This is a genomic window from Serratia sp. 2723, from assembly GCF_050434425.1.
Classification (GTDB): Bacteria; Pseudomonadota; Gammaproteobacteria; order Enterobacterales; family Enterobacteriaceae; genus Chania.
The window spans coordinates 136944-162581 of sequence record NZ_JBNDIN010000004.1; the positions used below are offsets into that span (position 1 = coordinate 136944).

The window sequence follows — 25638 nt, forward strand, 5'->3', positions numbered from 1 at the left end:
CTTGGCACTACGGCTTTTTCTTGCGGACTGCATGATTATCGCGAGCCATCGTCGGAAAAGCGTGACGTTTGGCTTGCCCGCAAGGGGTGATTCGCGTAAAACTGTCAGCCGCAAATCTTGCCACTCACAACCCATTCACTGGACGATATGTTTCAAGATAACCCGCTGCTGGCGCAGCTTAAACAGCAACTTCACTCTCAAACCCCGCGTGTTGAAGGCGTAGTAAAAGGGACTGAGAAAGGTTTTGGCTTTTTAGAAGTCGACGGTCAGAAAAGTTACTTCATTCCGCCGCCGTACATGAAAAAAGTCATGCATGGGGATCGTATCGTCGCCACCCTGCATACCGAAAAAGAGCGCGAAATCGCTGAGCCGGAAGCCCTGGTTGAGCCTTTCCTGTCGCGCTTCGTTGGCCGGGTGCAGAAAAAAGACGATCGTCTGTCGATTATCCCCGATCATCCGTTGCTGAAAGACGCGATCCCATGCCGTCCGGCGCGTGAAGTCACCCATAACTTCCAGGCCGGTGACTGGGCTGTTGCAGAAATGCGCCGTCATCCGCTGAAAGGCGATCGCACTTTCAATGCCGACCTGACTCAGTTCATCACCGATGGTGAAGATCACTTTGCCCCATGGTGGGTCACGCTGGCGCGTCATAATCTTGAAAAAGAAGCGCCAGAGATGGTCGCGATCTGCGAACAAGAGAGCGCCCTGGTCCGTGAGGACCTGACCGCGCTGGACTTCGTCACCATCGACAGCGCCAGCACCGAAGATATGGACGATGCGCTGCACGTGCAAGACAACGGTGATGGCTCGCTGCTGTTAACCATCGCCATTGCCGATCCTACCGCCTATGTCGAGCAGGGCAGTAATCTGGATGATATCGCCCGCACGCGCGCGTTCACCAACTACCTGCCGGGCTTCAATATTCCGATGTTGCCGCGCGATCTGTCCGACAACCTGTGCTCGCTGCGCCCGAATGAGCGCCGCTCGGTGCTGGCTTGCCGCGTGACTATCGCCGCAGACGGTGCACTGGGCAACGATATCCGTTTCTTCGCCGCCGAAATCGAGTCCAAAGCCAAACTGGTTTATGACGAGGTTTCTGACTGGCTGGACGGCGTCGCGGGCTGGCAACCACCGAGCGAGAATATCGCACAACAGATCACCTTGCTTAAACAGGTTTGCGATGCACGCAGCGTCTGGCGCCATCAGCATGCGCTGGTGTTCAAGGATCGCCCTGACTACCGCTTTGTCCTCGGCGAGAAAGGCGAAGTGCTGGACATCATTACCGAACAGCGCCGCACCGCCAACCGTATCGTTGAAGAGTGCATGATAGCCGCCAACGTCTGTGCCGCCCTGGTGCTGCGTGATCGTTTGGGCTTTGGCATCTATAACGTGCATAACGGCTTTGATCCGGCTCTGGTTGAGCAAGCGGTCGCCGTATTGCAGACCAACGGCGTTGAAGCCGATGCCGAGAAGCTGCTGACTCTGGAAGGATTCTGCGAACTGCGCCGTCACCTCGACTCGCAGCCAACCCAGTTCCTGGACAGCCGTATCCGCCGCTTCCAGACCTTTGCCGAGATCAGCACCACCCCTGGCCCGCACTTCGGTCTGGGGCTGGAGGCGTACGCCACCTGGACCTCACCGATCCGTAAGTATGGCGATATGGTCAACCATCGTCTGCTGAAAGCCACTATCAGCGAGCAGGCGGTGGAAAAACCGCAGGACGACGTCACCGTGCAACTGACCGAGCGTCGCCGCCTGAACCGCATGGCAGAGCGTGACGTCAGTGATTGGCTGTATGCCCGTTTCCTCAAAGACATTGCCGGAACCGATGAGCGCTTCAATGCCGAGATCATCGACGTGACCCGGGGTGGCCTGCGCGTACGCCTGCTGGACAACGGCGCGGTGGCCTTTATCCCTGCTCCGTTCATCCACGCAGTTCGCGACGAGATGGTAAGCAGCCAGGAGACCGGTACCGTGCAGGTGAAGGGCGAAGTCATTTATCGCCAAAGCGATAGTTTGCAGGTGACCATTGCCGAAGTCCGCATGGAAACCCGCAGCGTGATCGCCAGACCGGTAGCCTAACGTCTCCGGTTTGCTATCTGGGCGATACTTCGGTATCGCCTTTTTTATGCCCGCAACAACCTATTCCTCCCCCGCATAGCACGCTTCTTTCACCAAACTCCAACTGAGTTCACATTTCTTATCCGACCAGCCGCCGTCCGCGTTTAAACCTCCTACGTTTAATGAGTCGTTAATTTTTTGACGTACTCACAAACTAAAAAATCACCTTTCTACCTCGGCACAACAAGGAGTTGCGGAACATGAAAAACGTCAAGTCAGCCATAATCTGGCTCGCGGTGGCGCTGGTCGGTGCCTTCGCTTTCGGCATGCTGGCCTTGAGCCGCGGGGAGCACGTCAACGCTGTCTGGCTAGTGGTAGCTTCCGTCGCCTGCTACAGCATTGCCTACCGCTTCTATAGCCGGTTTATTGCCAAGAACGTCTTTGAGCTCGATGATCGTCGGTTAACGCCTGCGGAGCGCCATAATGATGGCCTGGACTATGTGCCGACCAACAAGTGGGTACTGTTTGGCCACCACTTTGCCGCCATTGCCGGTGCAGGCCCACTGGTTGGGCCGATCCTGGCTGCGCAGATGGGCTTCTTACCCGGCACCATCTGGATCCTGGTTGGGGTAATGCTGGCCGGTGCGGTGCAAGATTTCCTGATCCTGTTTATCTCCACCCGCCGCGACGGACGTTCGCTGGGGGAAATGGCCAAGCAGGAGTTAGGCGCTTTTGCCGGTGTGGTAACCATGCTGGGTGCACTTGGGGTGATGATCATCATCCTCTCGGCACTGGCGTTGGTGGTCGTAAAAGCGCTGGCAGACAGCCCCTGGGGTCTGTTCACCATTGCTGCCACCATTCCGATTGCGCTGTTTATGGGCGTTTACATGCGTTTTATCCGCCCAGGCAAGATTGCCGAGGTTTCGCTGATCGGCTTTGTGCTGATGATGATGGCGATCATCTACGGTGGTAACATCGCCATGCACCCATACTGGGGGCCGTTCTTTACCCTGCACGGCACCACCCTGACCTGGGTGTTGGTGATTTATGGTTTTGTCGCCTCGGTGCTGCCGGTGTGGTTGCTGCTGGCTCCGCGTGACTATCTTTCTACCTTCCTGAAAATTGGCGTGATCGTTGGGCTGGCGGTGGGCATCGTGTTCGCGATGCCGGAAATGAAAATGCCGGCGGTATCACGCTTTATTGATGGCAGCGGCCCGGTGTTTGCCGGCTCACTGTTCCCGTTCCTGTTTATCACCATCGCCTGCGGCGCAATCTCCGGTTTCCACGCCCTGGTTTCCAGCGGCACCACGCCGAAGCTGGTTGAGCGTGAGAGCCATATCCGCTTCATCGGTTACGGCGGCATGCTGATGGAGTCCTTCGTGGCCATCATGGCGCTGATTTGCGCTTCGGTGATCGACCCTGGCGTCTATTTTGCCATGAACTCACCGGCGGCACTGATCGGCACCACGGTGGAAAGTGCTTCACAGGTGATCAACAGTTGGGGCTTTATGGTCACCCCGGAAACGCTGACACAAATTGCCAACGATGTGGGCGAGAAGTCGGTGCTATCCAGGGCGGGTGGCGCGCCAACCTTTGCCGTTGGCATGGCTCATATCATCAGCGAGGTGTTTAACAGCCGGGCAATGATGGCCTTCTGGTATCACTTTGCCATTCTGTTTGAAGCCCTGTTTATCCTCACTGCGGTGGATGCAGGCACCCGCGCCTGTCGCTTTATGGTACAGGATCTGGTTGGCGTAGCCATTCCGCGGCTGGCGAACAACCGTTCCTGGTTCGGCAACCTGGCCGGCACCACCGTGGCCGTGGCCGGTTGGGGTTTCTTCGTTTATCAGGGCGTCGTGGATCCGTTAGGTGGGATCAATACGCTGTGGCCGCTGTTCGGCATTGGTAACCAGATGCTGGCCTCAATGGCGCTGATCCTGGGCACCGTGGTGCTGTTCAAGATGAAGAAACAGCGTTACGCCTGGGTGACCATTCTGCCGACCGTATGGCTGTTTATCACCTCGATGACGGCGGGCTGGCAGAAGATTTTCCATGAGAAACCGAGCATCGGCTTCCTGGCGCAGGCAAAAAAATTCTCTGCCGGGATTGAATCGAACACGGTTATCGCCCCGGCCAAATCCATTGCGGATATGCAGACCATTGTGTTTGCCAATCAGATTAACGCCGCGCTTTGTGCCTTCTTTATGCTGGTTGCGGTGACGATGCTGGTTTCGGCCTTCTTCGTGGTGCGCCGCGCGTTGAGTTCCAAAACGCCAACGGTACGTGAAAGCGTGATCGTGCTGCGTGAAGAGGCCGGGCGTGTCTAACTGAACGGGCGCAGCACGCGGTGCCCTACAGGGTGAGCTGATTGAAACTGGCTCATCAAATGCCTACAAGGGCGGCCAGGTGCCGCCCTTGTCAATGCACTTTAGCTTATCAACGTTGTGCCGAAAGCTCCCTGCCAATCCTGTTCAAACTTCTCTACCGCCGCCTGCACCGCCGGGGCGGAAATAAACTGCTCTGCCACATCCACCGGTAGAGTGATCGACTGACAGCCCGCCAACAGACACTCCAACGCCTGACGTGGCGTTTTGAAGCTGGCCGCCAGCACCTTGGCGTGAGGAGCATGCAGCGATAACAGTTGTTGCAACTCGTGTACCATTTCAACGCCGTCGCCACCCTGTGCGTCCAGACGGTTAACGTAAGGTGCCACATACTCTGCCCCGGCCAAGGCCGCCAGCAGCCCCTGACCCGCGCCATAAACGGCAGTTCCCAAGGTGGGGATCGACATGGATTTCAGCTTCTTGATTGCCGCCAGCCCTTCTGCGGTGGTGGGGATCTTCACGACCAACCCCGGCACACGCTGGTTCAGCAGGACGGCTTCGGCAACCATGCGTTCCGCGTCGTTGGCCATCACCTGGGCAAACAGCTTGCCGGTTCCGCCCAACGCATCACGCAAGGCCGGTAGCACCTCCCAGATCGGCTTACCTTCTTTGGCCACAATACTTGGGTTGGTGGTCACGCCGTGCAGCGGCAAGACGCGCGCCAAACGTTTCACTGCGCTGACGTCGGCAGTATCGAGATACAGTTCCATAACCTTCTCCTGATTCTTTTGTGGGCAGATTCAAACTCTGAACATAATAAGTGATAAAAGCCCTCATCATTTGATTAAAATCAAACCAACTTTCATTCGAAACGCATTTAATTTACGTAAGAAGATTTTAAACTTCACAGGTGACGAATGCTTTTCAATCTACAGCGCTACTCAACTCATGACGGCCCAGGCATCCGCAGCGTGGTGTTCCTAAAGGGCTGCTCACTTGGCTGCCGCTGGTGCCAGAACCCGGAAAGCCGTTCGCGCCAGCAGGAGCTGCTGTTTGATGAGCGCCTGTGTCTGGCGGCCTGTACATTGTGCAGTGAGAGTTGCCCGCACGCTATCACCCGCGTTGACGACAACACCCTGAGCCTGCAACGTTCGTTACTGACCGACGCCGATTATGACGCATTAAACGGTTGTTGCCCAACCGGCGCGCTGAGCGTCTGTGGCACGGCACTCAACATTGATGCGGTCATGGCCGAAGTGTTGCGCGATAAGCCTTACTATCTGCGTACCGGCGGTGGTCTGACGCTGTCCGGCGGCGAGCCGTTCATGCAGCCAGAGGCCGCCGTAGCGTTGCTCAAACGTGGGCGCGAGGCAGGCATCCATACCGCCGTAGAATCTTGCCTGCACACGCCCTGGTCCTATATTGAACCGTCTCTGCCCTGGCTGGATCTGATGCTGGCAGATCTGAAGCACGTTGACGAAGTTCGCTTCAAGCAATGGACCGAAGGCTCCGCCAAAAGGGTGATGGATAACTTCCGCCGCCTGGCCGCCGCTGGCACCCAAATCACCGTGCGGGTGCCGTTAATTCCCGAGTTTAACGCCGATCGCGACTCGATCCGCGCCATTACCGACTTTGCTGCCGATGAGATCGGTGTCAAAGAGATCCATTTTTTACCGTACCACACGCTGGGGATGAATAAATACCATCTGCTCGGTGCGCCTTATTACGCTTCCCGTACCCCATTAGACGACCCCGAACTGCTGGCCTATGCCGAAGATTACGCCAGCGCCAAAGGTCTGACCGCCATTTTGCGAGGATAACACCATGACAACGCTGGATCTGACTACCCTGACCGAACGCACTCTGGCGCACAAGAACGCGCTTATCCATATCGTCAAGCCGCCGGTTTGTACCGAACGCGCACAGCACTACACCGAAACTTACCAGCAGCATCAGGATAAGCCGCTGCCGGTAAGGCGAGCCATGGCGTTGGCCAACCATCTGGCCAAACGGAGTATCTGGATCAAGAATGATGAGTTGATCATCGGTAACCAGGCTAGCCAGCTACGTGCCGCACCAATCTTTCCGGAATATACCGTCAGCTGGATCGAAAGCGAAATTGACGAGCTGGCCGATCGTCCCGGTGCCGGTTTCTCCGTCAGCGAGCGGGATAAAGCGGTGCTACACACCTTGTGCCCATGGTGGCGTGGTCAGACCGTGCAGGATCGCTGCTACGGCATGTTCACCGATGAGCAAAAAGCCCTGCTGGCTAGCGGTATCATCAAGGCCGAAGGCAACATGACGTCTGGCGATGCGCACCTGGCGGTCAACTTCCCGCTGTTGCTGGAAAAAGGTCTGGATGGCCTGCGTGAAAAAGTGTCTGAGCGCCGTGATCGCCTGCACCTGACCGACTGGGACGATCTGCATAAGGAACAGTTCCTCAAGGCTATCGACATCTCGCTAGACGCTCTCAGCGAGCATATCCTGCGCTTTGCCCTGTTGGCCCGTGAGATGGCCCAGGAAGAGCAACGCATCTGGCGGCGTGAAGAGCTGTTGACCATGGCAGCCAACTGCGAACTGATCGCCCATCAACCGCCACAGACCTTCTGGCAGGCACTGCAACTGTGCTACTTCATCCAGCTATTCCTGCAGATCGAATCTAACGGTCACTCGGTGTCCTTTGGCCGCCTCGACCAATATCTGTATCCTTGGTATCGCCGTGACGTGGAGTTGCAGCAAAACCTGCCGCGTGAAAAAGCCATCGAGATGCTGCACAGCTGCTGGCTGAAATTGCTGGAAGTGAACAAGATCCGTTCCGGCTCGCACTCCAAAGCCTCTGCTGGCAGTCCGCTGTACCAGAACGTCACCATCGGCGGCCAGAAGTTGGTCAATGGCCAGCCTTGTGACGCGGTCAACCCACTCTCTTACACCATTCTGGAATCCTGTGGCCGTCTGCGCTCAACACAGCCCAACCTCAGCGTGCGCTATCACGCCGGGATCAGTAATGACTTCCTCGACGCCTGCGTGCAGGTGATCCGCTGCGGCTTCGGCATGCCGGCGTTTAACAACGATGAGATCGTGATCCCCGAGTTTATCAAGCTGGGCGTCGAACCGCAGGATGCCTACGATTATGCCGCTATCGGCTGTATCGAAACCGCCGTTGGCGGCAAGTGGGGCTACCGTTGTACCGGGATGAGCTTTATCAACTTTGCCCGCGTGATGTTGGCAGCACTGGAGCAAGGGCGCGACGCCACCTCCGGCAAGATTTTCCTACCGCAGGAACTGGGGCTGTCTCAGGGCAACTTTAGCCAGTTTGACCAGGTGCTGGATGCCTGGGATACGCAGATCCGCTATTACACCCGCAAATCAATTGAGATTGAGTGCGTAGTCGATACCGTACTGGAAGAGAATGCTCACGACATTGTGTGCTCGGCCCTGGTGGATGATTGCATCGAGCGCGGCAAGAGTGTCAAACAAGGCGGTGCGAAATATGACTGGGTGTCCGGCCTACAAGTTGGGATCGCCAACCTGGGTAACAGCCTGGAAGCGGTACGCAAGCTGGTGTTCGATCAGGGGATCATTGGTCAGCAGCAGCTGGCTCAGTCCCTGGCAAACGACTTTGCTGGCCTGGACGGCGAGCAACTGCGTCAACGCTTGATCAACGCTGCGCCAAAATACGGCAACGATGTGGATGATGTCGATCAGCTGCTGGTACGCGCCTACCAAACCTATATCGACGAGCTGAAACAGTATCACAACACCCGCTTTGGTCGCGGGCCAATCGGCGGCACCTACTATGCGGGCACCTCCTCCATTTCGGCCAACGTCCCGTTTGGTGCTGCCACCATGGCCACGCCAGACGGCCGTAAAGCGCATACGCCATTGGCGGAAGGGGCCAGCCCGGCTTCCGGCACCGACCATCTTGGCCCAACGGCAGTGTTCAACTCGCTGAGCAAACTGCCCACCGAGTCGATTCTGGGCGGCGTGTTGCTTAACCAGAAGCTGAACCCGTCAACGCTGGAGAACCCGCGAGACCGCGAAAAACTGATGCTGATGCTGCGCACATTCTTCGAGGCTTACCATGGCTGGCACGTGCAGTATAATATTGTGTCACGGGAAACGCTGTTGGCGGCGAAGCAACATCCTGACCAATATCGCGATTTAGTGGTACGCGTGGCTGGATATTCTGCCTTCTTTACCGCATTATCCCCAGATGCGCAGGATGACATTATCGCGCGTACCGAACATACTCTTTAATCAGTGAATCGTTGCGGTCACCCTTTGGTGGCCGCCTATCAGGCCGCTATGAATTCAAGACAACAGACCATTTTGCAGTTGGTGAATGACCGCAGGCGCATCAGCGTCGGGGAACTGGCGCGCGCCTCTGGTGTTTCTGAGGTGACGATCCGCCAGGATCTCAATCTGTTAGAAAAACGCAGCTATCTTAAACGCGTTCACGGCTCCGCCGTTGCGCTGGAAAGCGACGACGTCGATGCCCGCATGATGTCCAACTTCACGCTTAAACAGAAGCTGGCACAATATGCTGCATCGCTGGTCAACGATGGCGAAACCATCTTTATCGAGAGCGGCAGTGCCAACGCCCTGCTGGCCCGCTATCTGGCCGAGCGCAAGCGCGTCACGCTGATCACCGTCAGCCATTACATCGCCCATCTGCTGAAAGAGACCGACTGCGAAGTGATCGTGCTCGGCGGTATGTATCAGAAGAAGAGTGAAACCTTGGTCGGTCCGTTAACCCGCATGTGTATCCAGCAGGTGCACTTCAGCAAGGCGTTTATCGGGGTGGATGGCTATCACGCGGAAACCGGCTTCACCGGCCGCGACATGATGCGTGCCGACGTGGTCAATGCGGTGTTAGCCAAAGGCGTGGAGAACATTGTGCTGACCGACTCGTCAAAATTCGGCCAGATCCAACCCAATCCATTGGAGCCAATGGGCCAGATTGGGCGGGTGATCACCGATTCACGTATCGCCAACGACTACCAGCAATTGCTCAAGCGCCAAGGTATCAAGTTGGATCTGGTTAACGATTAGCGGCTGCGGGGCCGTCCGGCCCCGCGGTGAGGTTACTGCCCGTAATAGGCGTGCGCACCGTGCTTGCGCAGATAGTGCTTGTCCAGCAGGGTCTGCTGCATATTGCCCAACCCTGGCGCTAGCTGGCGCGAGAAGATCCCCATATAGGCCAACTCTTCCAACACGACGGCATTATGCACCGCGCTGTCAGCGTCTTTGCCCCAGGCAAATGGACCGTGGGAATGCACCAGCACCGCCGGTATCTGCGCAGCATCCAACCCGCGCTCTCTGAAGGTTTCGACGATCACCTGCCCGGTTTCCCATTCATAACGGCCGTTGATCTCTTCGTCCCGCATTAGCCGGGTACAGGGAATATCGCCATAGAAGTAGTCGGCATGTGTCGTTCCCCAGGCGGGGATGGCTAACCCGGCCTGTGCCCAAATGGTGGCATGGCGCGAGTGGGTGTGAACAATCCCGCCCGCGGCAGCAAAGTTGAGGTACAGCACCCGGTGGGTATCCGTATCGGATGAGGGTTTTTTATTCCCCTCCACCACCTTGCCGCTCTCCAGTTCCACCACCACCATATCGTCACGGCTCATGGCATCATACTCGACGCCGGAAGGTTTGATCACCATCAGCCCCTGCTGGCGGTCTACGGCGCTGACATTGCCCCAGGTAAAGGTCACCAAATGATGGCGCGGCAGTTGAAGGTTGGCTTCCAGCACCTGTTGTTTGAGTTCGTTGAGCATGATCTTGTCCTTGTGGCTTGGTCTGCGACTATTGTCAGCAGGCATGCCATAAGGCGGTATGGGATAGATCGCTAAAGACCACGTAGAGTTCTGCTGGATACACAAAGAGGTGCGGCAACTGATTCGGAATAATCGCCTGCCGACCCGGAATAAATTAAGACTATTTCCCTATTTATCCCACACCAGACATTTATACTGAATTAAGGCGCAAGATCGCCCTGATTTTTTTTATTGCCCTATTTTGTGCAATAAATACCATTTTTTATTTCAAGGTTGTCTGGAAGGCGGCGCCAGGCCAGTTTGCTGGTTACTGCCTATACTTGAGCTGTACCATGCCAGCAAAGTAGTTCCATATAGCCGATGCTAAGGAGAACTCATTATGATCATTAATCAACGTTTTACCACCGCCGCCGTGGTGATTACCCTGGCCCTGTCGCTGAGTGCCTGTTCGAATATGTCTAAGCGTGACCGCAACACGGCAATTGGTGCCGGTGCAGGTGCGGTAGGCGGTGCGGTACTGACTAACGGCAGCGCCTTGGGGACCATCGGGGGAGCCGCTGTTGGTGGCATCATCGGTCACCAGGTGAGCAAATAAACCACGGTTTGCGGATACCTCTGCCAATAGGCTAGCAAAAGCTTTGTGCTTTGACGTCTAATCGAAAATACTTTCAGGTCTATTAACACGTTGTTTTTGACGAGCGCTGCCGCAGTAATCCCACTACGGCAGCGTTTATCCGTATTCTCAACCGCCAGCCAGTTTTACCTTCATTCCCTTGGCTTCCAGCAGTTGCTTGAGCAGATCGCGTTTGTCGCCCTGGATCTCGATCACGCCCTCCTTTACCGAACCGCCACAGCCGCATTTCTTTTTCAGTTCAGCAGCCAGTTTATCCAGTGCCGTATCTTCCAGATCGACACCGGTGATCAGGCAAACCCCTTTGCCTTTTCTGCCACTGGTCTGGCGTTGAATACGCACGATACCATCGCCTTTGGCGCGCTCTGGCTTGGTTTCTTCCTGCTTGATACGCCCGCTATCGGTGGAGTACACCAGGCGGCTATTATCATCATTCATGCTGGTTCCTTAAGCCAGTGAGGCTCGAATAGCGCTGAGCGCTGCCGCTGGATCGGCGGATTGCGTAATCGGACGGCCGATCACCATATAATCAACTCCGGCGGCCAGAGCCTGTACCGGTGTCATCACGCGGCGCTGATCGCCTGCGGCACTGCCTTCAGGGCGAATACCTGGGGTAACCAGTTGGAACTGGTTGCCACAGGCGGCTTTCAGACGTGAAGCTTCCTGTGCAGAACAAACCACGCCGTCCAGGCCACAGTCGCGTGTCAGGCGAGCCAGTCTTTCCGCCTGCTCTGCCGGGCTGAGTTCGATCCCGATAGCACGCAGATCTTCCGCCTCCATGCTGGTGAGAACGGTGACGGCAATCAATAGCGGTGCATCTGCGCCATAAGGCAGCAACGCCTCTTTGGCGGCATTCATCATGCGAGCCCCCCCGCTGGCATGTACGTTCACCATCCATACACCCAACTCTGCCGCAGCGGCTACGGCATGCGCCGTGGTGTTTGGAATATCGTGGAATTTCAAATCGAGGAACACCTCAAATCCCCGCTGATGCAAATCGCGCACGATCCCAGGCCCGAACAGGGTGAACATCTCTTTACCCACTTTTAGTCGGCAATCTTGCGGATCGATGTGGTCGGCAAAGGCCAATGCGGCGGAACGGTCGGCGTAGTCCAATGCCACGATGATGGGCGATGATTTTAAGCCATTGTTATTTGAGTTATTTTCAGACTTCATAGCTTCTACCTTGTGTGAAATGGACATGATGAGTGAGCCGCCAGCAAAACTGACCGCCGCATTCTACATGCCAGACAGCGGAAATCCCAGTCACGCAACCCGCTGCCGTTACGTAATGTTAACGCAGCGTTGGTCATTGACTGTCAATAACATCCTGCGCCCTTAACCTAGGGCAAGTAAAACGCGGTAAAGAAGCGTAAATTATCAATCAAATTATTTGATTGATACACTCAAACCTATCCGGTTTCATACGGTTATAAATGCTTTATTATTCAACCAATAGAAAGCGGAAACACTTTCATCCTTAACGCAAGCCTGGAGAAAATCATGAAAACCATCAAATATTTTGCAGCCGCTACCATTCTGACCCTGACCTCATTTGCCAGCGTTGCCGCGGAGCCAGTCAGCCAACAGCAGGCACAAAGCCTGACCGAGGTTGGCGTAGTTTCTGCCGGCGGCGTTACCACGCTGAGCAGCCTGGAAGCCAAGCTGGCAGCCAAGGCCGAAGCCCAAGGCGCTAGCAGCTACCGCATTGTCGCCGCCGGTGGTAACAACATGCTGCACGGCAACGCGATCATCTATAAATAAGTCAAACGGGCGCAGCAGCGTCCCTACGACCCGCACTCTGGCACCAACTGGCGACAGACATACAGTACCAATTGTCGCAGCCAACGATGAGCCGGATCCGCCTCGGCACGTGGGTGCCACAGCTGCGATATCGTAATCGGCCTGGTGGTTACCGGTAGTTCAAAAGCCCAGAGTGTCGCTACGGCCCCCTCTTTATTTTCCACCGGTTGGTTGATAAGGAATGAGGCCGGCACCAACGCCACCAGATCGGAAGCCTGAGCCACGGCTAAGGCTGCCGGGAAACTCGGCACCACGGCGGCAATGTTGCGTTGCAAACCCAATTCAGCCAGTGCCTCGTCTACCGGCCCATTTGAACGCTCCCGCCGGGAGGCAACAACATGGCTCAAAGCGGCATATTGGCTGGCCGTCACCGCCGGCTCCTGCGTCAACGGATGCCCCACTCGTACCACGCCAACGAAGCGATCCCTGAACAGCGCCTGTAGGCGTATTTCCGGCCCCATAGTTCCCAAGACACCAATCTCAAGATCAACCAGACCTTCACGCAGATGCTTTGAGGTTTTCTCGGGCTTGGGCGAAAAACGCAGGCGTACCAAAGGCGCTGCCTTCGCCGCTGCCGCAATCAGTGAAGCTCCAAATGCCTCCACAAACCCCTCATTGGCTCGAATGATAAAGGTTCGCTCCAGCGTGGCGAGGTTCAATTCTGTGGCCGAAGGGCGCAGCACAGAGCGCGCCGCAAATACGGCATTTTGCGTACGCTCCCTCAGCTCTTCGGCATAGGGCGTCAACACCATGTGCCGCCCGGCGCGCACCAGCAAGGGGTCTTCGGTAACGGTGCGTAGCCGGGTGAGCGTGCGGCTCATGGCCGAAGCGCTGAGGCCAAGACGACGCGCAGCACCAGCCACGCTGGCCTCAGCGAGCAGCGCATCAAGGGCAATAAGTAAATTAAGGTCGGGTTCAGTCATGGCTCATAGTATCTCGACCGGAAAAATGAGGAAAGACAGCTGTTGCAGATTATGAAAGCGTGGCGCGTTTGCTTAGTTTATTTATGTTACATATTTATTAAATTTTCATTACATACTAGACAGATCTGCACGGCTGACTTAGCTTGATGGTAACCTCCCGCGTAAAAGGCAGCAAAATGAGCGAGATATCGACACTGACCATCAAAATCCCTCTGGCACTGAAAGAGCAAATCAAGGCGACTGCCTTGGAGAACCAGCTTTCATTGAGTGCCGAGGTTTGCCAACGGCTGGAAAACAGCTTCGAAATCCCGGCCAAAGCCAACAAGAAAGCGGCCCCGCTGCATCATGACGATATCGATAATCAAGGCACCGAAGAGGAGATTGAACAACCTCTTAGCCAGAAAGAGCTGAAGAAGCTGCGTCAACTGTTGAAAGGCGGCGCGAAAGGCAGCAAGAAGAAATAAGGCTAAATGAATTTGTGGTCGATGAGCATTATCGATGTGCTATGCCCCTCACCCTAACCCTCTCCCACAGGGAGAGGGAACCGATCGAGTAGGTCTGAAAATTCAGTGACGCACCTTGGATGAGGTGACGGTCGAGTTTGCCGAGATGATCTCTTTACTTCCAAAAAAGCAGGGGTTAACCGCCCCCTCTCCCTGTGGGAGACCGATCGAGTAGGTCTGAAAATTCGGTGACGCATCTTGGATAAGGTGATGGTCGAGTTTGCCGAGATGATCTCCATACTTCCAAAAAAGCAGGGGCTAGCAGCTCCCTCTCCCTGTGGGAGACCGATCGAGTAGGTCTGAAAATTCGGTGACGCACCTTGGATGAGGTGATGGTCGAGTTTGCCGAGATGATCTCTTTACTTCCAAAAAAGCAGGGGCTAGCAGCTCCCTCTCCCTGTGGGAGACCGATGAGTAGGTCTGAAAATTCGGTGACGCACCTTGGATGAGGTGACGGTCAAGTTTGCCGAGATGATCTCTTTACTTCCAAAAAAGCAGGGGTTAACCGCCCCCTCTCCCTGTGGGAGAGGGTTGGGGTGAGGGAAAGATTATTGCCCGTCCAGCCCGCGTATCGGTTTAACCGAAGACCAGGCCCGGCACGAAGGACAATGCCAGTAAAGTGAATGGGCGGTAAAGCCGCATTTGTGGCAACGGTAACGTGGCTTGGTGCGGATCTGCTCACCCACCATGTCCCGTAGCAACAGCAGGCTTTCTTTGGCACGCCCGTCTTCTGCATCTGCCAGATGGTAATCCATCAGGCGATAAAACACGCGCATGGTCGGATGGCGCTGCAACTGGCGATTGATATACACCTGCACCACATCGCTCCCTTCCCGCTGTTCGATCACTTCCGCCAGCATCAGTTCCGCCGTAGCACCGGTATTCTCCGCCACACAACGTTTGAGGAAGTCCGCCCAGTCTTGTTGTTGTTGAGGCAAATGCTGGTAGCATTCCTGCAGCATCGGTAACGCTTCGCTGACCAGCTCTTTGTCTTGATCCAGTACGCGCGTCAAGGTTTCTACCGCCTTGGCATACTCCTCTTGCGCCATGAAGATACGCCCAACCATGATCGACACGCGAGCGCACTGTTTATCCGCCGAGGCCGCACGCTTGAGCAGGCCCATCGCCTTATCCAGATCGTCGCTGCCCATCGCCTGCAGCGCCAGCTCACAATAAAAATGCGCGATCTCGACGCGCTGCTTTTCCTTACCCAGCTTGACCAGCTTTTCTGCCACTTCGATGGCTTTCTGCCAGTCGCTGGTCGCCTGGTGGATCACCAGTAACTGCTGCAGCGCTGAAACGCGGAAGTCTTCTTCATTGATTAACTGGCTGAACATGTCTTCGGCACGGTCATATAACCCGGCGGCCATATAGTCACGCCCCAGTTGCTGTATCGCCAGCAGACGCTGTTCGAAGGTCAGAGAAGCACTTTCCATCAAAGCCTGATGGATGCGGATGGCGCGATCGACCTCACCACGAGAACGGAACAGATTGCCCAACGTCAGGTGAGCTTCAACGGTATTGCTGTCCTCTTTCAACATGTCGAGAAACAGATCGACCGCTTTATCCTGCTGGTTGGAAAGCAGGAAGTTAACCCCAGCCACGTATTCACGCGACAGGCGGTTGGCTTCCTGTTGTTTATCCTGCTGAGCACTTCTGCGCCCCATGTACCAACCGTACGCGGCAGCTACAGGCAGCAACAGAAACAGCAGCTCTAACATAACAGATTATTCCTTGCTGACTGCGGGCAACGGTGCCGGCTCGACAGGTGCTTCGAGCTGCAGTTCCAGCCTTTTGATTTTCCGCTCTGCGCGCCCAAGAGCGATGCGAGTGCGCAGATAAAACAACCCACAGATAATCCAACCCAGCACAAAGCCAGCACCAAACAGGGTGGCCAACAGGGTAGACACCGGATATTCGCCTTGAGCAACCAAATAGTTAAACGTCACCACCTGGTCGTTATGCGCGCCCAGCGTGACTGAAGCCACGAAAATCACCAGAACCAATAAAAAAATCAGTAAATATTTCACATTCTTTCCCGCAATGCCGAGTGAATCGGATGAACTCTACCCTTAAGGCCACAAACCGCAACCCAACACGATGATTGCAGCCCACGGGTAATTGCCTTTTAAGTGGCGTCCCTGTTACTTAAGTTAGCATTTCCCGTCGCAGCAGGGAAACCCTGGCAAACGATAAAACCACAGATCTGTTGGGATATTCAGCAAGAAATGCAGCGTCTGAGCAAATTAATGAGAAAGCTTCTCAAAATCACGGGATTGATAAGATATGGGGACGAAAGTACAGATTGCAATGCAGGGTAAAAATCAGCGTTGATGCGGCCCCGGGTTGGAGCCGCCAAAATGTGACAACGTAATGTCAAGCTTTAATCAACTTACCCGGGGGGGAAGTCACTTCTCGCGTTCCCGCTCGCCGATTTCCTGTTGCTCCTGCGGTGGAATGGTGAGTGGCCCAAACCAACGCTGAGTCAACCAACTGGCCAGGGTAACCAGCAGCCAGCTAATGACAATCGCCATCGCCAGATCCCGCGGCCAATGCATGCCGAGCATCAAACGGCTCACCATCACGCCAAACGCCCAAACCATCAGCACCGCTACGGTTTTATAGTGCCGCCGTGGCCACAATAGCCCGACCCCCAACAATGCCCACGTAGCAGCAAACATCGTGTGGCCTGAAGGGAACGAGAAGCCGGTTTCAAACTGCCAGTGTTTGCTCAACCATTCCGGCACCAAAACCTGGTCTAGCAACTGCTCTTTGACCAGGGCGCTACGCTGCTTCCTGTCCAACGAGTAGAAGTATTTTTCATCAATCTGATGGCTCGACTCCAGCCACATGACAAACGGCCGAGGTGCCTGCACTTGCTCTTTAATGGAAGATTTGACCGCCTGACCAATCCCTATTGCCGCAGACAGCAGGATGAACAGCCCCACAGCCGGTTTCAGCCTAAAGCGCAGACACCACAGAAACCAGGCCGACAGGATCAGGCTGGTGAGAATACCCCAGGGCGCAGTGACAGTTTCCGTAACCCAGAACAGCGCTTTTAACAGGTCGTCATTGCCGCCGGGTTGCCAGTGCCAGCCAACAAGCCAGACCGTCAGCGGCAGTAACATCAGCACAATCGCTCCGACCGCCGTGCGTTTTACTATCTTTAACATCCGGTAATCCTTCCACTGTGGGTCCCGCAGTGTAACAATCTTGCAATCTCAGCAAAACAAGAAAAATTAGGCAGATAACTCACCTATTGTAGCAATAGGGGCGCTAAAACGCCGGATGCTGCTTTGCTGAGCACCGCTCGGCCAGAAGTTATGGCAAAATAGCCGCTAATGTATGAAAGAGCGATCGTCGCCGTCTGTTTTAATGCTGGTCAGTCCCCTGTTCCAGTCGTAGGATGCACGCAGCGATTTGACAGGTAGTGTTTTTGGAGAGTGACATGCAGCTTAAACGTGTGGCGGAAGCCAAACTGCCAACACCATGGGGTGATTTTCTGATGGTGGGGTTCGAAGAACTGGCCACCGGGCAGGATCATCTGGCACTGGTTTTCGGCGATATTACCGGCGAAACACCGGTCCTCTCACGGGTTCATTCCGAATGTCTGACCGGTGATGCACTGTTCAGCCTGCGCTGTGACTGCGGTTTTCAACTGGAAGCCGCGTTGGAACAGATAGCCGAGGAAGGCCGTGGCATTCTGCTGTATCACCGCCAGGAAGGCCGTAATATCGGTCTGTTGAACAAGATACGCGCCTATGCCTTGCAGGATAAAGGGGCGGACACGGTGGAGGCCAACCATCAGCTAGGCTTTGCCGCCGATGAGCGTGACTTCACCCTGTGCGCCGATATGTTCAAGCTGCTGGGGGTTGATGCGGTGCGCTTGCTGACCAATAACCCAAAGAAGGTCACTATCCTGAGCGAGGCAGGCATTAATATCTCTGAACGCGTGCCGTTGATCGTTGGCCGTAACCCGAAGAACGAACGTTATCTGGCCACCAAGGCCGCTAAAATGGGCCACTTGCTGGACAAAAAATAATAACAAGGGCGCCAGAAGGCGCCCTTGTTCTCTCTACAGCATTTTACGGATAACGTAGTGCAGGATGCCGTCGTTCTGGTAATAAGTCAGCTCATTGCCGGTATCAATGCGGCAACGGGTATTCACCACCACCTGCCGGCCATCGGCATAGGTGATATTAACCGGCACCGTCTGGCCGGGTTTCAACGCCTGCAAACCACTCACGTCGATCAGTTCCTCCCCCGTCAAACCCAGCGTTTTGCGCGTTATTCCCTGCGGGAATTCCAGCGGCAAGATGCCCATACCGATCAGGTTGGAACGGTGGATACGCTCAAAGGATCCCGCGATCACCACTCGTACCCCCAATAAACGAGGGCCTTTGGCTGCCCAGTCGCGGCTGGAGCCGGAGCCATACTCTTTACCGGCGATCACCGCCAGTGGCACCTGCTCCTGCTGATACTGCATGGCGGCATCATAGATCGCCATCTGGTTCTGCGAAGGCAGATGGCGGGTATAACCGCCCTCCACGCCCGGAACCATTTCGTTACGGATACGGATGTTGGCAAAAGTGCCCCGCATCATCACTTCGTGGTTACCACGGCGCGAGCCGTAGGAGTTGAACTCTTTCACCTCCACGCCACGCTCGCTCAGGTAGCGACCCGCCGGGCTGTCACGCTTGATGTTACCCGCAGGCGAGATATGGTCAGTGGTCACCGAGTCTGCCAGGATTGCCAGAATACGTGCGCCGTGAATATCCTGCACCGGCTCCGGTTGCGCCTGCATGGTACTGAAAAATGGCGGATGGCGAATATAGGTAGAATCGGCTTGCCATTCGTAGGTCGCGGAACCGGTCACCTGGATCGCTTGCCAACTGGCATCGCCATCAAACACTGCACCATATTCCTTATGGAACATTTCGGTGCTTACCTCGGCCACGGCTTGAGCAATCTCCTGGCTGGTAGGCCAGATATCCTTCAGATAGACCGGTTTCCCGTCGCGACCTACGCCCAACGCATCTTTGGTCAGGTCAACCTTCATGTTACCTGCCAGCGCATAGGCAACCACCAGTGGCGGCGAAGCCAGCCAGTTGGTTTTTACCAGCGGATGGATGCGCCCTTCAAAGTTACGGTTACCGGATAGTACCGCCCCTACGGTAAGATCCCCTGCCTTGATTGCCTGCTCAATCGGCTCGGGCAACGGGCCAGAGTTACCAATACAGGTCGTACAACCGTAGCCAACCAGGTTAAAGCCCAATTGCTCCAGGTACGGCGTCAGTTTGGCGCGGTCGAAGTATTCGGTCACCACTTTGGAACCGGGCGCCAGTGAGGTTTTCACCCAAGGCTTGGTCTTCAAGCCCTTTTCAACGGCCTTTTTGGCCAACAGGCCAGCGGCCATCATCACGCTCGGATTGGAGGTGTTGGTACAGGAGGTAATGGCTGCGATCACCACCGCGCCGGTACACAGTTCGTGGCTCTTGCCACCCAGCGTGAAACTTTTCACTTCCTGCTTATCTTTCTGACCGCCAATTTCCAGCTCGGTCGCGGCGGTGAATGCCGTTGGCACCTGCGGCAGCGCGACGCGGTCTTGAGGACGTTTTGGCCCTGCCAGACTAGCCTCAACCGTCGACATATCCAGCGACAGCGTACTGGTAAACACCGGTTCATCGCCTGGATGACGCCACATCCCCTGAGCCTTGGCATAAGCTTCCACCAGCGCAATCTGCTCTGCGCTACGTCCACTTAACTTGAGATAGCCCAGCGTCACGTCATCTACCGGGAAGAACCCACAGGTTGCCCCGAACTCTGGCGACATGTTGGCAATGGTTGCACGATCCGCCAGCGGCAAATCGGCCAACCCATCACCATAAAACTCAACAAACTTGCCGACGACGCCGTGCTTACGCAGCATTTGGGTAACGGTCAGCACCAGATCGGTGGCGGTGATGCCCTCTGACAACCTACCGCTGAGTTTAAAGCCCACCACATCCGGGATCAGCATGGAAACCGGCTGGCCCAGCATGGCGGCTTCGGCCTCAATACCACCAACGCCCCAGCCCAGGATACCAAGACCGTTGATCATGGTGGTGTGGGAGTCGGTACCCACCAGGGTATCGGGGTAAGCAATACGTTGGCCATTCTCTTCGGTATGCCAAACGGTTTGCCCCAGATACTCCAGGTTCACCTGATGGCAGATGCCCGTGCCGGGCGGCACCACGCGGAAACGGTTGAAGGCCTTTTGCCCCCAGCGCAGGAAAGTGTAGCGTTCATGGTTACGCTCCATTTCGATACGCACGTTTTCACCAAAGGCGTCCTCGTCGCCAAACTCATCGACGGTAACCGAGTGGTCAATGACCAGATCGACCGGTGACAGCGGATTCACCTGGTCGACTTTCCCACCCAGGCGCAGCACCGCCTCGCGCATTGCCGCCAAATCCACCACGGCAGGCACGCCGGTGAAGTCCTGCATCAGCACCCGCGCCGGGCGATAAGCGATTTCTCGATCGGCATGGCCGGTCTGCAACCAGCCTACGATCGCTTTCAGATCGTCAACCCGTACCGTATCACCATCCACATGGCGCAACAGGTTTTCCAGTAACACTTTCATCGATTTCGGCAGCCGGTCAATATCCCCTAACTGTCTGGCCGCCAGCGGCAAACTGTAATAGTGATACTCACTACCCAGTGCTACCAGCCTATCCATACTCGTTTTACGAAGATCGGACGACATAGCTCCTCCATTTTTTATTATGTCAAACCAGGGTGATTTCTGAGGTGTTATTTAAAGATAACACAAACCCCATGTAACGTTTTGATAACAACACGTTTTGAACATAACGATAGGCAAGAGCAATCAAAAGCGGCAAGCCATTGGCAAGTCAATGAGTTAGCAGGCGTCAGCCAAAGAAAAACCGCCTATTGGCGGTTTAGATTGTTTCACGTGGTTCAAGTTAACGGCCTATTTGGTCGGTAGCAAAATGTCCTTGAACATGGCTTCAATTTCTTCATTGGTGCGCAAGGCTACGGCGGTATCGACCACGTCACGCGTCAGATGTGGTGCAAAGCGTTGGATAAAATCGTACATATAGCTGCGCAGGAAGGTACTGCGGCGGAAACCGATCTTGGTGGTGCTATAGGTAAAGATATCGCGGGCATCCACCATCACCAAATCCGGATCCTGCACCGGATCGACCGCCATGCTGGCGATCACGCCGACCCCCAGACCCAGGCGTACATAAGTCTTGATCACGTCGGCATCGGTAGCGGTAAACACGATGCGCGGCGTCAACCCCGCCCGGTTAAACGCCGTATCCAGCTCTGAGCGCCCGGTAAAGCCGAAGGTATAGGTGACGATAGGATACTCTGCCAGCTCTTCAATGGTGATGTGGCTCTTGCCCGCTAACGGGTGATCGGGCTTCACGACCACCGCCCGGTTCCAGTGGTAGCACGGCAGCATGATTAAATCGTCGTACAGGTGCAGCGCTTCGGTGGCGATGGCAAAGTCTGCCGAGCCTTTGGAAACCGCTTCGGCAATCTGCGTTGGCGAGCCTTGGTGCATATGCAGCGACACGCGCGGGTAACGCTCGATAAAACCTTTGATCACATTAGGCAAGGCATAGCGTGCCTGGGTGTGGGTGGTTGCCACATACAGCGAACCTTTGTCCGGGTAAGTATGCTCCCCAGCGACGGCCTTGATGGCCTCCACTTTGGACAGCACTTCGCGAGCAATGCGGATAATCTCCTGACCAGCAGGCGTCACTTGGGTAAGGTGCTTGCCACTACGGGCGAAAATCTGGATGCCTAGCTCATCCTCCAGCATCCTCACCTGCTTACTGATACCCGGTTGCGAGGTATAGAGACCTTCAGCCGTGGAAGAAACGTTGAGGTTATGATTCACCACTTCTACAATGTAACGAAGTTGTTGCAATTTCATATTTTAATACCATCCTAGGTTAAAACACTGCGGCCTGCCGCAGCCAGGTATCTCGGTGTTGCCCGGTATGCTTAATTATCACAAGCCTTAAACACAGTGATTTCGCCCAGATGCTGATGAAAACGCCGTTGCTAATAAGCTTTATTCATAAAAAAATATTTTATATAACCATTATATCATGTCACGGCACCAAGTATAGATCCGCTTCACAAGATGATAACGATCTTGTCGCTTGATTATCAACGCCGAGACTTGCCGATAAAAATAAGAAAAAAGCAGAGAAGAATAGATCCGCCAGCCGATTTTCGCCAATAAAAAACCAGCTCAGTGAGCTGGTTTTTTGGTGTTGCCTGGTGTCCGGGCTACTTCTTGCCTTCAACCCATTTGCCATCAACGAAGAATGCAGACCAGCCGGTGGCCTTGCCGTCCTTCTCTGATGAGACATACTGTTGCTTGGTTTTACGGCTAAAGCGCACCATCGTCTTGTTGCCTTCGGGATCGGCCACCGGCGCATCGGCCAGATAGCGCAATTTCTCCGGTAAACGATCTTTGAAGCGCAGCAACTCTTCCACTAACGGCGCACGGGTTTCGCGCGATTTAGGGAAGGTGTTGGCCGCCAGGAACACGCCAGCCGCCCCATCACGCAGCACAAAGTAGGCGTCCGATTTCTCGCACGGCAACTCTGGCAGTGGGACCGGATCCTCTTTCGGCGGAGCAACTTCACCGCTGCGCAGGATCTTACGGGTGTTCTTGCAGTTATCGTTGGTACAGCCCATGTACTTACCAAAGCGCCCCATTTTCAGGTGCATTTCGGAACCACATTTCTCACACTCCACGATCGGGCCGTCGTAACCTTTCAGGCGGAATTCACCCTGCTCGATTTCGTAGCCGTCACAGGCCGGGTTGTTACCGCATACGTGCAGCTTACGCTGGTTGTCGATCAGGTAGCTGTCCATCGCGGTACCACACTTCTGGCAACGGCTACGGGCACGTAGGGCGTTGGTTTCTGCATCATCCCCTTCCAGGATGTTCAGCACTTCCGCTTCCGGCACCAGGTTGATGGTGGTTTTACAGCGCTCTTTCGGCGTCAACGCGTAGCCGGAACAGCCGAGGAACACCCCGGTGCTGGCGGTACGGATGCCCATTTTGCGACCACAGGTCGGGCAGTCAATGCTGGTCATCACCATCTGGTTCGGGCGCATGCCGCCCTCTTCAGGATCTTTCTCTGCGGTTTCCAGCTGCTCGCTGAATTCGGCAAAGAATTCGTCCAGCACCGCTTTCCATTCCGCCTGGTTGTTGGCAACCTGATCCAGGCCATTTTCCATACGTGCGGTAAAGTCGTAATTCATCAGCTCACGGAAGTTTTCTTCCAGGCGATCGGTGACGATCTCACCCATTTTTTCCGCGTAGAACCGGCGGCTCTCTACCCGCACATAGCCACGATCCTGAATGGTCGAGATGATCGAGGCATAGGTAGATGGACGGCCAATCCCGCGTTTTTCCAACTCTTTAACCAGTGAGGCTTCACTGTAACGTGCCGGCGGCTTGGTAAAGTGCTGGCTCGGGATCAGTTTTTGCAGATCCAGCTCGCTGCCCACTTCCACAAACGGCAAGGTGCGATCTTCATCGCCCTTACGCAGCGCAGGCATCACCTTGGTCCAGCCATCGAAACGCAGCGTACGGCCTTTGGCACGCAGCAGGAAGTCGTCGGCTTTCACCGTCAACGTGGTGGAGTCGTATTGCGCCGGTGTCATCTGACAGGCGACGAACTGACGCCAGATCAGCTGATACAGTTTCTGCGCATCCGCTTCCATATCCTTCAGTTGTTCAGCCAATACGCTGACATCGGAGGGACGGATCGCTTCGTGCGCTTCCTGTGAGTTTTCTTTGCTGCTGTATTGGTTAGGCGCCTTCGGCAGGTACTTGTCGCCGAAGTTGTCACCGATATAACCGCGCACCATGTTGACCGCATCCTGGCTCAGGTTGGTGGAGTCGGTACGCATATAGGTGATATGACCGGCTTCATACAGACGCTGCGCCATCATCATGGTCTTCTTCACGCCGAAGCTCAGACGGGTACTGGCAGCCTGTTGCAGCGTGGAGGTGATGAACGGCGCACCCGGTTTGCTGCTGGTCGGTTTGTCTTCACGATCCAGCACCGTATAACGGGCTTTTTCCAGCAGGTTAAGCGCGGCATGAGTCTGCTCACGGTTAACCGGTTTGAATGGCTTATCGTGGGCGTGGGTGACTTCCATCTGCAGCGCGATTTCGCCTTTCGCCAACAGATCGGCATGCAGTTCCCAGTACTCTTCGGGGACGAACGCCTTGATATCGCGCTCACGCTCCACCACCAGTCGTACCGCAACGGACTGCACCCGGCCAGCGGACAGGCCACGGGCAATTTTTTTCCACAGCAGTGGTGACACCATGTAGCCCACCACGCGGTCCATAAAGCGACGCGCCTGCTGTGCGTTGACCCGATCGATATTCAGCTCACCTGGCGCTTGGAACGCCTGCTGGATCGCGTTCTTGGTGATTTCGTTAAACACCACGCGGCTAAAGCGTTTGTCGTCCCCACCGATCACTTCCCGCAGGTGCCAGGCGATGGCCTCCCCTTCGCGGTCAAGGTCGGTTGCGAGGTAAATGTGGTCAGCATTTTCGGCTAACGATTTTAACTCGGCGACCACTTTTTCCTTACCAGGTAAAATCTCATAGTGCGCTTCCCACCCGTGGTAAGGATCGACGCCCATGCGATTGACCAGCGCGGTCTTTTCATCTTTCTTGACTTTCTTTTTGGCTTTATCTTTGGCTTTGTCTTCGGTTGACTCAGCGCTCTTTTTGCTAGCTGAGCCACTGGTCGGCAAATCACGGATATGACCGACGCTGGACTTCACCACGTAGTCATTACCTAAATATTTATTAATAGTTTTGGCTTTTGCCGGGGACTCAACTATTACGAGAGCTTTGCCCATAATTACCTTTACCTGAATTTAATACTTCTAAAAAGAAGCCATTTGTCTCGCCGTACCGCGGCAATTCGTATCTCTTATTTATATTGCGGTACTCTGGCAAGAGATCAACCTGTTTTTTTCTAATGGTTGCCTAACTGGTCAACCTGAACGCATTTCACCAGTCTAACCTGTACACGTCAAACCCCAGAAGCCAGGCCAGCTATGACCTGCGTTGAGCGTAAACAAATCCTTCCACCGGAAGCCGCAAAATCCCACACTCTACCTGATAACAAACGCGACGCAACTTAATTAGCGCGGAAAACCTCATTTCGCCACGGACGGTCAAATCACTGGCCGTCCAGACGGCAATTAAACCTTAGCTGGTTTGCGGACAAACGCGAACCCGCGCTAGAATACGCTCAGAATTTTCGTTTGCAGGAGAAATAAATGCGTAACCATACTCAGCCGATCGAACGAGCAGATCTGCTTACTGAAGCAAATAACATCATCCGCCAACATGAAGATTATATGCACGGCATGGTGGCCACCGACGTTGAGCAGAAAGGCAGCGTGTTGGTTTTCCGCGGCGAGTTTTTTTTAGATCCCGAGGGGCTGCCAACGGCAAAAACCACCGCCGTATTTAATATGTTTAAGCATCTGGCCCATGTGTTTTCCGAGAAATATCATCTGGTGGATTAACCATTAAAAACG

21 protein-coding genes are annotated in these 25638 nt (G+C 55.0%); 10 read left to right on the forward strand and 11 right to left on the reverse strand.

What is annotated here, in order from left to right; all coding sequences use genetic code 11:
• The first annotated feature begins 147 nt into the window (after positions 1 to 147).
• Together ABIE29_RS07665 and ABIE29_RS07670 are read left to right on the forward strand one after the other, a co-directional pair.
• A complete protein-coding gene (locus ABIE29_RS07665) occupies positions 148 to 2082 on the forward strand; it encodes an exoribonuclease II (protein WP_429617735.1) in 1935 nt (644 codons plus the stop codon).
• A 239-nt stretch (positions 2083 to 2321) separates the two neighbouring features.
• Positions 2322 to 4388, forward strand: a complete 2067-nt coding sequence (locus tag ABIE29_RS07670) for a carbon starvation CstA family protein (protein ID WP_429617737.1) — start codon at positions 2322 to 2324, stop codon at positions 4386 to 4388.
• Positions 4389 to 4489: 101 nt separating this feature from the next.
• Here the strand turns inward: ABIE29_RS07670 and fsa are convergent, their stop codons facing one another.
• Positions 4490 to 5155 carry a fructose-6-phosphate aldolase gene (gene fsa / locus ABIE29_RS07675; protein ID WP_429617739.1) on the reverse strand — a complete coding sequence of 222 codons (666 nt, stop codon included), beginning with the start codon at positions 5153 to 5155 and terminating at the stop codon, positions 4490 to 4492.
• 147 nt (positions 5156 to 5302) lie between these two features.
• On the opposite strand from fsa, the gene ABIE29_RS07680 reads away from it, so the two are divergent.
• The 3 genes from ABIE29_RS07680 to ABIE29_RS07690 are packed head-to-tail and all read left to right on the forward strand — an operon-like array spanning position 5303 to position 9437.
• Entirely contained in the window at positions 5303 to 6205 is a 903-nt protein-coding gene (locus tag ABIE29_RS07680) for a glycyl-radical enzyme activating protein (RefSeq protein ID WP_429617741.1), read from the forward strand.
• 4 nt (positions 6206 to 6209) lie between these two features.
• On the forward strand, positions 6210 to 8642 hold the full coding sequence (locus ABIE29_RS07685; protein WP_429617743.1) for a formate C-acetyltransferase/glycerol dehydratase family glycyl radical enzyme: 2433 nt from the start codon (positions 6210 to 6212) through the stop codon (positions 8640 to 8642).
• A gap of 48 nt (positions 8643 to 8690) precedes the next feature.
• Positions 8691 to 9437 (forward strand): DNA-binding transcriptional regulator YciT, encoded by a 747-nt coding sequence (locus ABIE29_RS07690; protein WP_429617745.1) that lies wholly within the window; start codon positions 8691 to 8693, stop codon positions 9435 to 9437.
• A 32-nt stretch (positions 9438 to 9469) separates the two neighbouring features.
• Here ABIE29_RS07690 and araD read toward each other — a convergent pair whose 3' ends face one another.
• Complete coding sequence (gene araD, locus ABIE29_RS07695; protein ID WP_429617747.1) at positions 9470 to 10165, reverse strand: L-ribulose-5-phosphate 4-epimerase; 696 nt, start codon at positions 10163 to 10165, stop codon at positions 9470 to 9472.
• 376 nt (positions 10166 to 10541) lie between these two features.
• Between araD and osmB the strand changes: the two genes are divergently transcribed.
• Entirely contained in the window at positions 10542 to 10760 is a 219-nt protein-coding gene (osmB, locus tag ABIE29_RS07700) for an osmotically-inducible lipoprotein OsmB (protein WP_429618063.1), read from the forward strand.
• 147 nt (positions 10761 to 10907) lie between these two features.
• On the opposite strand, the gene yciH is transcribed toward osmB, so the two are convergent.
• Together yciH and pyrF are read right to left on the reverse strand one after the other, a co-directional pair.
• Complete coding sequence (yciH, locus tag ABIE29_RS07705) at positions 10908 to 11234, reverse strand: stress response translation initiation inhibitor YciH (RefSeq protein ID WP_429617749.1); 327 nt, start codon at positions 11232 to 11234, stop codon at positions 10908 to 10910.
• A gap of 9 nt (positions 11235 to 11243) precedes the next feature.
• Entirely contained in the window at positions 11244 to 11972 is a 729-nt protein-coding gene (pyrF, locus tag ABIE29_RS07710; RefSeq protein ID WP_429617750.1) for an orotidine-5'-phosphate decarboxylase, read from the reverse strand.
• 327 nt (positions 11973 to 12299) lie between these two features.
• On the opposite strand from pyrF, the gene bhsA reads away from it, so the two are divergent.
• A complete protein-coding gene (gene bhsA / locus ABIE29_RS07715; RefSeq protein ID WP_429617752.1) occupies positions 12300 to 12560 on the forward strand; it encodes a multiple stress resistance protein BhsA in 261 nt (86 codons plus the stop codon).
• Positions 12561 to 12583: 23 nt separating this feature from the next.
• On the opposite strand, the gene ABIE29_RS07720 is transcribed toward bhsA, so the two are convergent.
• Complete coding sequence (locus ABIE29_RS07720) at positions 12584 to 13522, reverse strand: LysR family transcriptional regulator (protein WP_429617753.1); 939 nt, start codon at positions 13520 to 13522, stop codon at positions 12584 to 12586.
• 176 nt (positions 13523 to 13698) lie between these two features.
• Between ABIE29_RS07720 and ABIE29_RS07725 the strand changes: the two genes are divergently transcribed.
• Positions 13699 to 13986, forward strand: coding sequence for an Arc family DNA-binding protein (locus tag ABIE29_RS07725; RefSeq protein ID WP_429617755.1), 288 nt, complete (start codon positions 13699 to 13701; stop codon positions 13984 to 13986).
• Positions 13987 to 14573: 587 nt separating this feature from the next.
• Here the strand turns inward: ABIE29_RS07725 and lapB are convergent.
• The 3 genes from lapB to pgpB form a co-directional block, all read right to left on the reverse strand.
• On the reverse strand, positions 14574 to 15746 hold the full coding sequence (gene lapB, locus ABIE29_RS07730; protein WP_121606975.1) for a lipopolysaccharide assembly protein LapB: 1173 nt from the start codon (positions 15744 to 15746) through the stop codon (positions 14574 to 14576).
• Positions 15747 to 15752: 6 nt separating this feature from the next.
• Positions 15753 to 16055, reverse strand: coding sequence for a LapA family protein (locus ABIE29_RS07735; RefSeq protein WP_024486501.1), 303 nt, complete (start codon positions 16053 to 16055; stop codon positions 15753 to 15755).
• A gap of 378 nt (positions 16056 to 16433) precedes the next feature.
• Positions 16434 to 17198: a phosphatidylglycerophosphatase B gene (pgpB, locus tag ABIE29_RS07740; RefSeq protein WP_429617757.1), complete on the reverse strand. Its 765-nt coding sequence runs from the start codon at positions 17196 to 17198 to the stop codon at positions 16434 to 16436.
• A gap of 275 nt (positions 17199 to 17473) precedes the next feature.
• Here pgpB and ribA point away from each other — a divergent pair, with 275 nt between their 5' ends.
• Complete coding sequence (ribA, locus tag ABIE29_RS07745; protein ID WP_429617758.1) at positions 17474 to 18067, forward strand: GTP cyclohydrolase II; 594 nt, start codon at positions 17474 to 17476, stop codon at positions 18065 to 18067.
• A 33-nt stretch (positions 18068 to 18100) separates the two neighbouring features.
• On the opposite strand, the gene acnA is transcribed toward ribA, so the two are convergent.
• The 3 genes from acnA to topA all read right to left on the reverse strand — a co-directional run bounded on the left by acnA (position 18101) and on the right by topA (position 24948).
• On the reverse strand, positions 18101 to 20773 hold the full coding sequence (acnA, locus tag ABIE29_RS07750) for an aconitate hydratase AcnA (RefSeq protein WP_429617760.1): 2673 nt from the start codon (positions 20771 to 20773) through the stop codon (positions 18101 to 18103).
• A gap of 228 nt (positions 20774 to 21001) precedes the next feature.
• Entirely contained in the window at positions 21002 to 21976 is a 975-nt protein-coding gene (gene cysB, locus ABIE29_RS07755; RefSeq protein ID WP_248947249.1) for an HTH-type transcriptional regulator CysB, read from the reverse strand.
• A gap of 362 nt (positions 21977 to 22338) precedes the next feature.
• Positions 22339 to 24948: a type I DNA topoisomerase gene (gene topA / locus ABIE29_RS07760; protein ID WP_429617762.1), complete on the reverse strand. Its 2610-nt coding sequence runs from the start codon at positions 24946 to 24948 to the stop codon at positions 22339 to 22341.
• Positions 24949 to 25374: 426 nt separating this feature from the next.
• On the opposite strand from topA, the gene ABIE29_RS07765 reads away from it, so the two are divergent.
• Positions 25375 to 25626 (forward strand): YciN family protein, encoded by a 252-nt coding sequence (locus tag ABIE29_RS07765; RefSeq protein WP_429617764.1) that lies wholly within the window; start codon positions 25375 to 25377, stop codon positions 25624 to 25626.
• Positions 25627 to 25638: the final 12 nt, after the last annotated feature.

What these genes read in the sequence shown, in the direction of transcription:
- ABIE29_RS07720 (WP_429617753.1), bottom strand. Translation starts at nt 13,522, where the DNA reads ATGACTGAACCCGACCTTAATTTACTTATTGCCCTTGATGCGCTGCTC.
- ABIE29_RS07690 (WP_429617745.1), top strand. Translation starts at nt 8,691, where the DNA reads ATGAATTCAAGACAACAGACCATTTTGCAGTTGGTGAATGACCGCAGG.
- lapB (WP_121606975.1), bottom strand. Translation starts at nt 15,746, where the DNA reads ATGTTAGAGCTGCTGTTTCTGTTGCTGCCTGTAGCTGCCGCGTACGGT.
- pyrF (WP_429617750.1), bottom strand. Translation starts at nt 11,972, where the DNA reads ATGAAGTCTGAAAATAACTCAAATAACAATGGCTTAAAATCATCGCCC.
- acnA (WP_429617760.1), bottom strand. Translation starts at nt 20,773, where the DNA reads ATGTCGTCCGATCTTCGTAAAACGAGTATGGATAGGCTGGTAGCACTG.
- topA (WP_429617762.1), bottom strand. Translation starts at nt 24,948, where the DNA reads ATGGGCAAAGCTCTCGTAATAGTTGAGTCCCCGGCAAAAGCCAAAACT.
- ribA (WP_429617758.1), top strand. Translation starts at nt 17,474, where the DNA reads ATGCAGCTTAAACGTGTGGCGGAAGCCAAACTGCCAACACCATGGGGT.
- ABIE29_RS07685 (WP_429617743.1), top strand. Translation starts at nt 6,210, where the DNA reads ATGACAACGCTGGATCTGACTACCCTGACCGAACGCACTCTGGCGCAC.
- ABIE29_RS07725 (WP_429617755.1), top strand. Translation starts at nt 13,699, where the DNA reads ATGAGCGAGATATCGACACTGACCATCAAAATCCCTCTGGCACTGAAA.
- cysB (WP_248947249.1), bottom strand. Translation starts at nt 21,976, where the DNA reads ATGAAATTGCAACAACTTCGTTACATTGTAGAAGTGGTGAATCATAAC.
- bhsA (WP_429617752.1), top strand. Translation starts at nt 12,300, where the DNA reads ATGAAAACCATCAAATATTTTGCAGCCGCTACCATTCTGACCCTGACC.
- yciH (WP_429617749.1), bottom strand. Translation starts at nt 11,234, where the DNA reads ATGAATGATGATAATAGCCGCCTGGTGTACTCCACCGATAGCGGGCGT.
- ABIE29_RS07670 (WP_429617737.1), top strand. Translation starts at nt 2,322, where the DNA reads ATGAAAAACGTCAAGTCAGCCATAATCTGGCTCGCGGTGGCGCTGGTC.
- fsa (WP_429617739.1), bottom strand. Translation starts at nt 5,155, where the DNA reads ATGGAACTGTATCTCGATACTGCCGACGTCAGCGCAGTGAAACGTTTG.
- araD (WP_429617747.1), bottom strand. Translation starts at nt 10,165, where the DNA reads ATGCTCAACGAACTCAAACAACAGGTGCTGGAAGCCAACCTTCAACTG.
- pgpB (WP_429617757.1), bottom strand. Translation starts at nt 17,198, where the DNA reads ATGTTAAAGATAGTAAAACGCACGGCGGTCGGAGCGATTGTGCTGATG.
- ABIE29_RS07680 (WP_429617741.1), top strand. Translation starts at nt 5,303, where the DNA reads ATGCTTTTCAATCTACAGCGCTACTCAACTCATGACGGCCCAGGCATC.
- ABIE29_RS07765 (WP_429617764.1), top strand. Translation starts at nt 25,375, where the DNA reads ATGCGTAACCATACTCAGCCGATCGAACGAGCAGATCTGCTTACTGAA.
- ABIE29_RS07665 (WP_429617735.1), top strand. Translation starts at nt 148, where the DNA reads ATGTTTCAAGATAACCCGCTGCTGGCGCAGCTTAAACAGCAACTTCAC.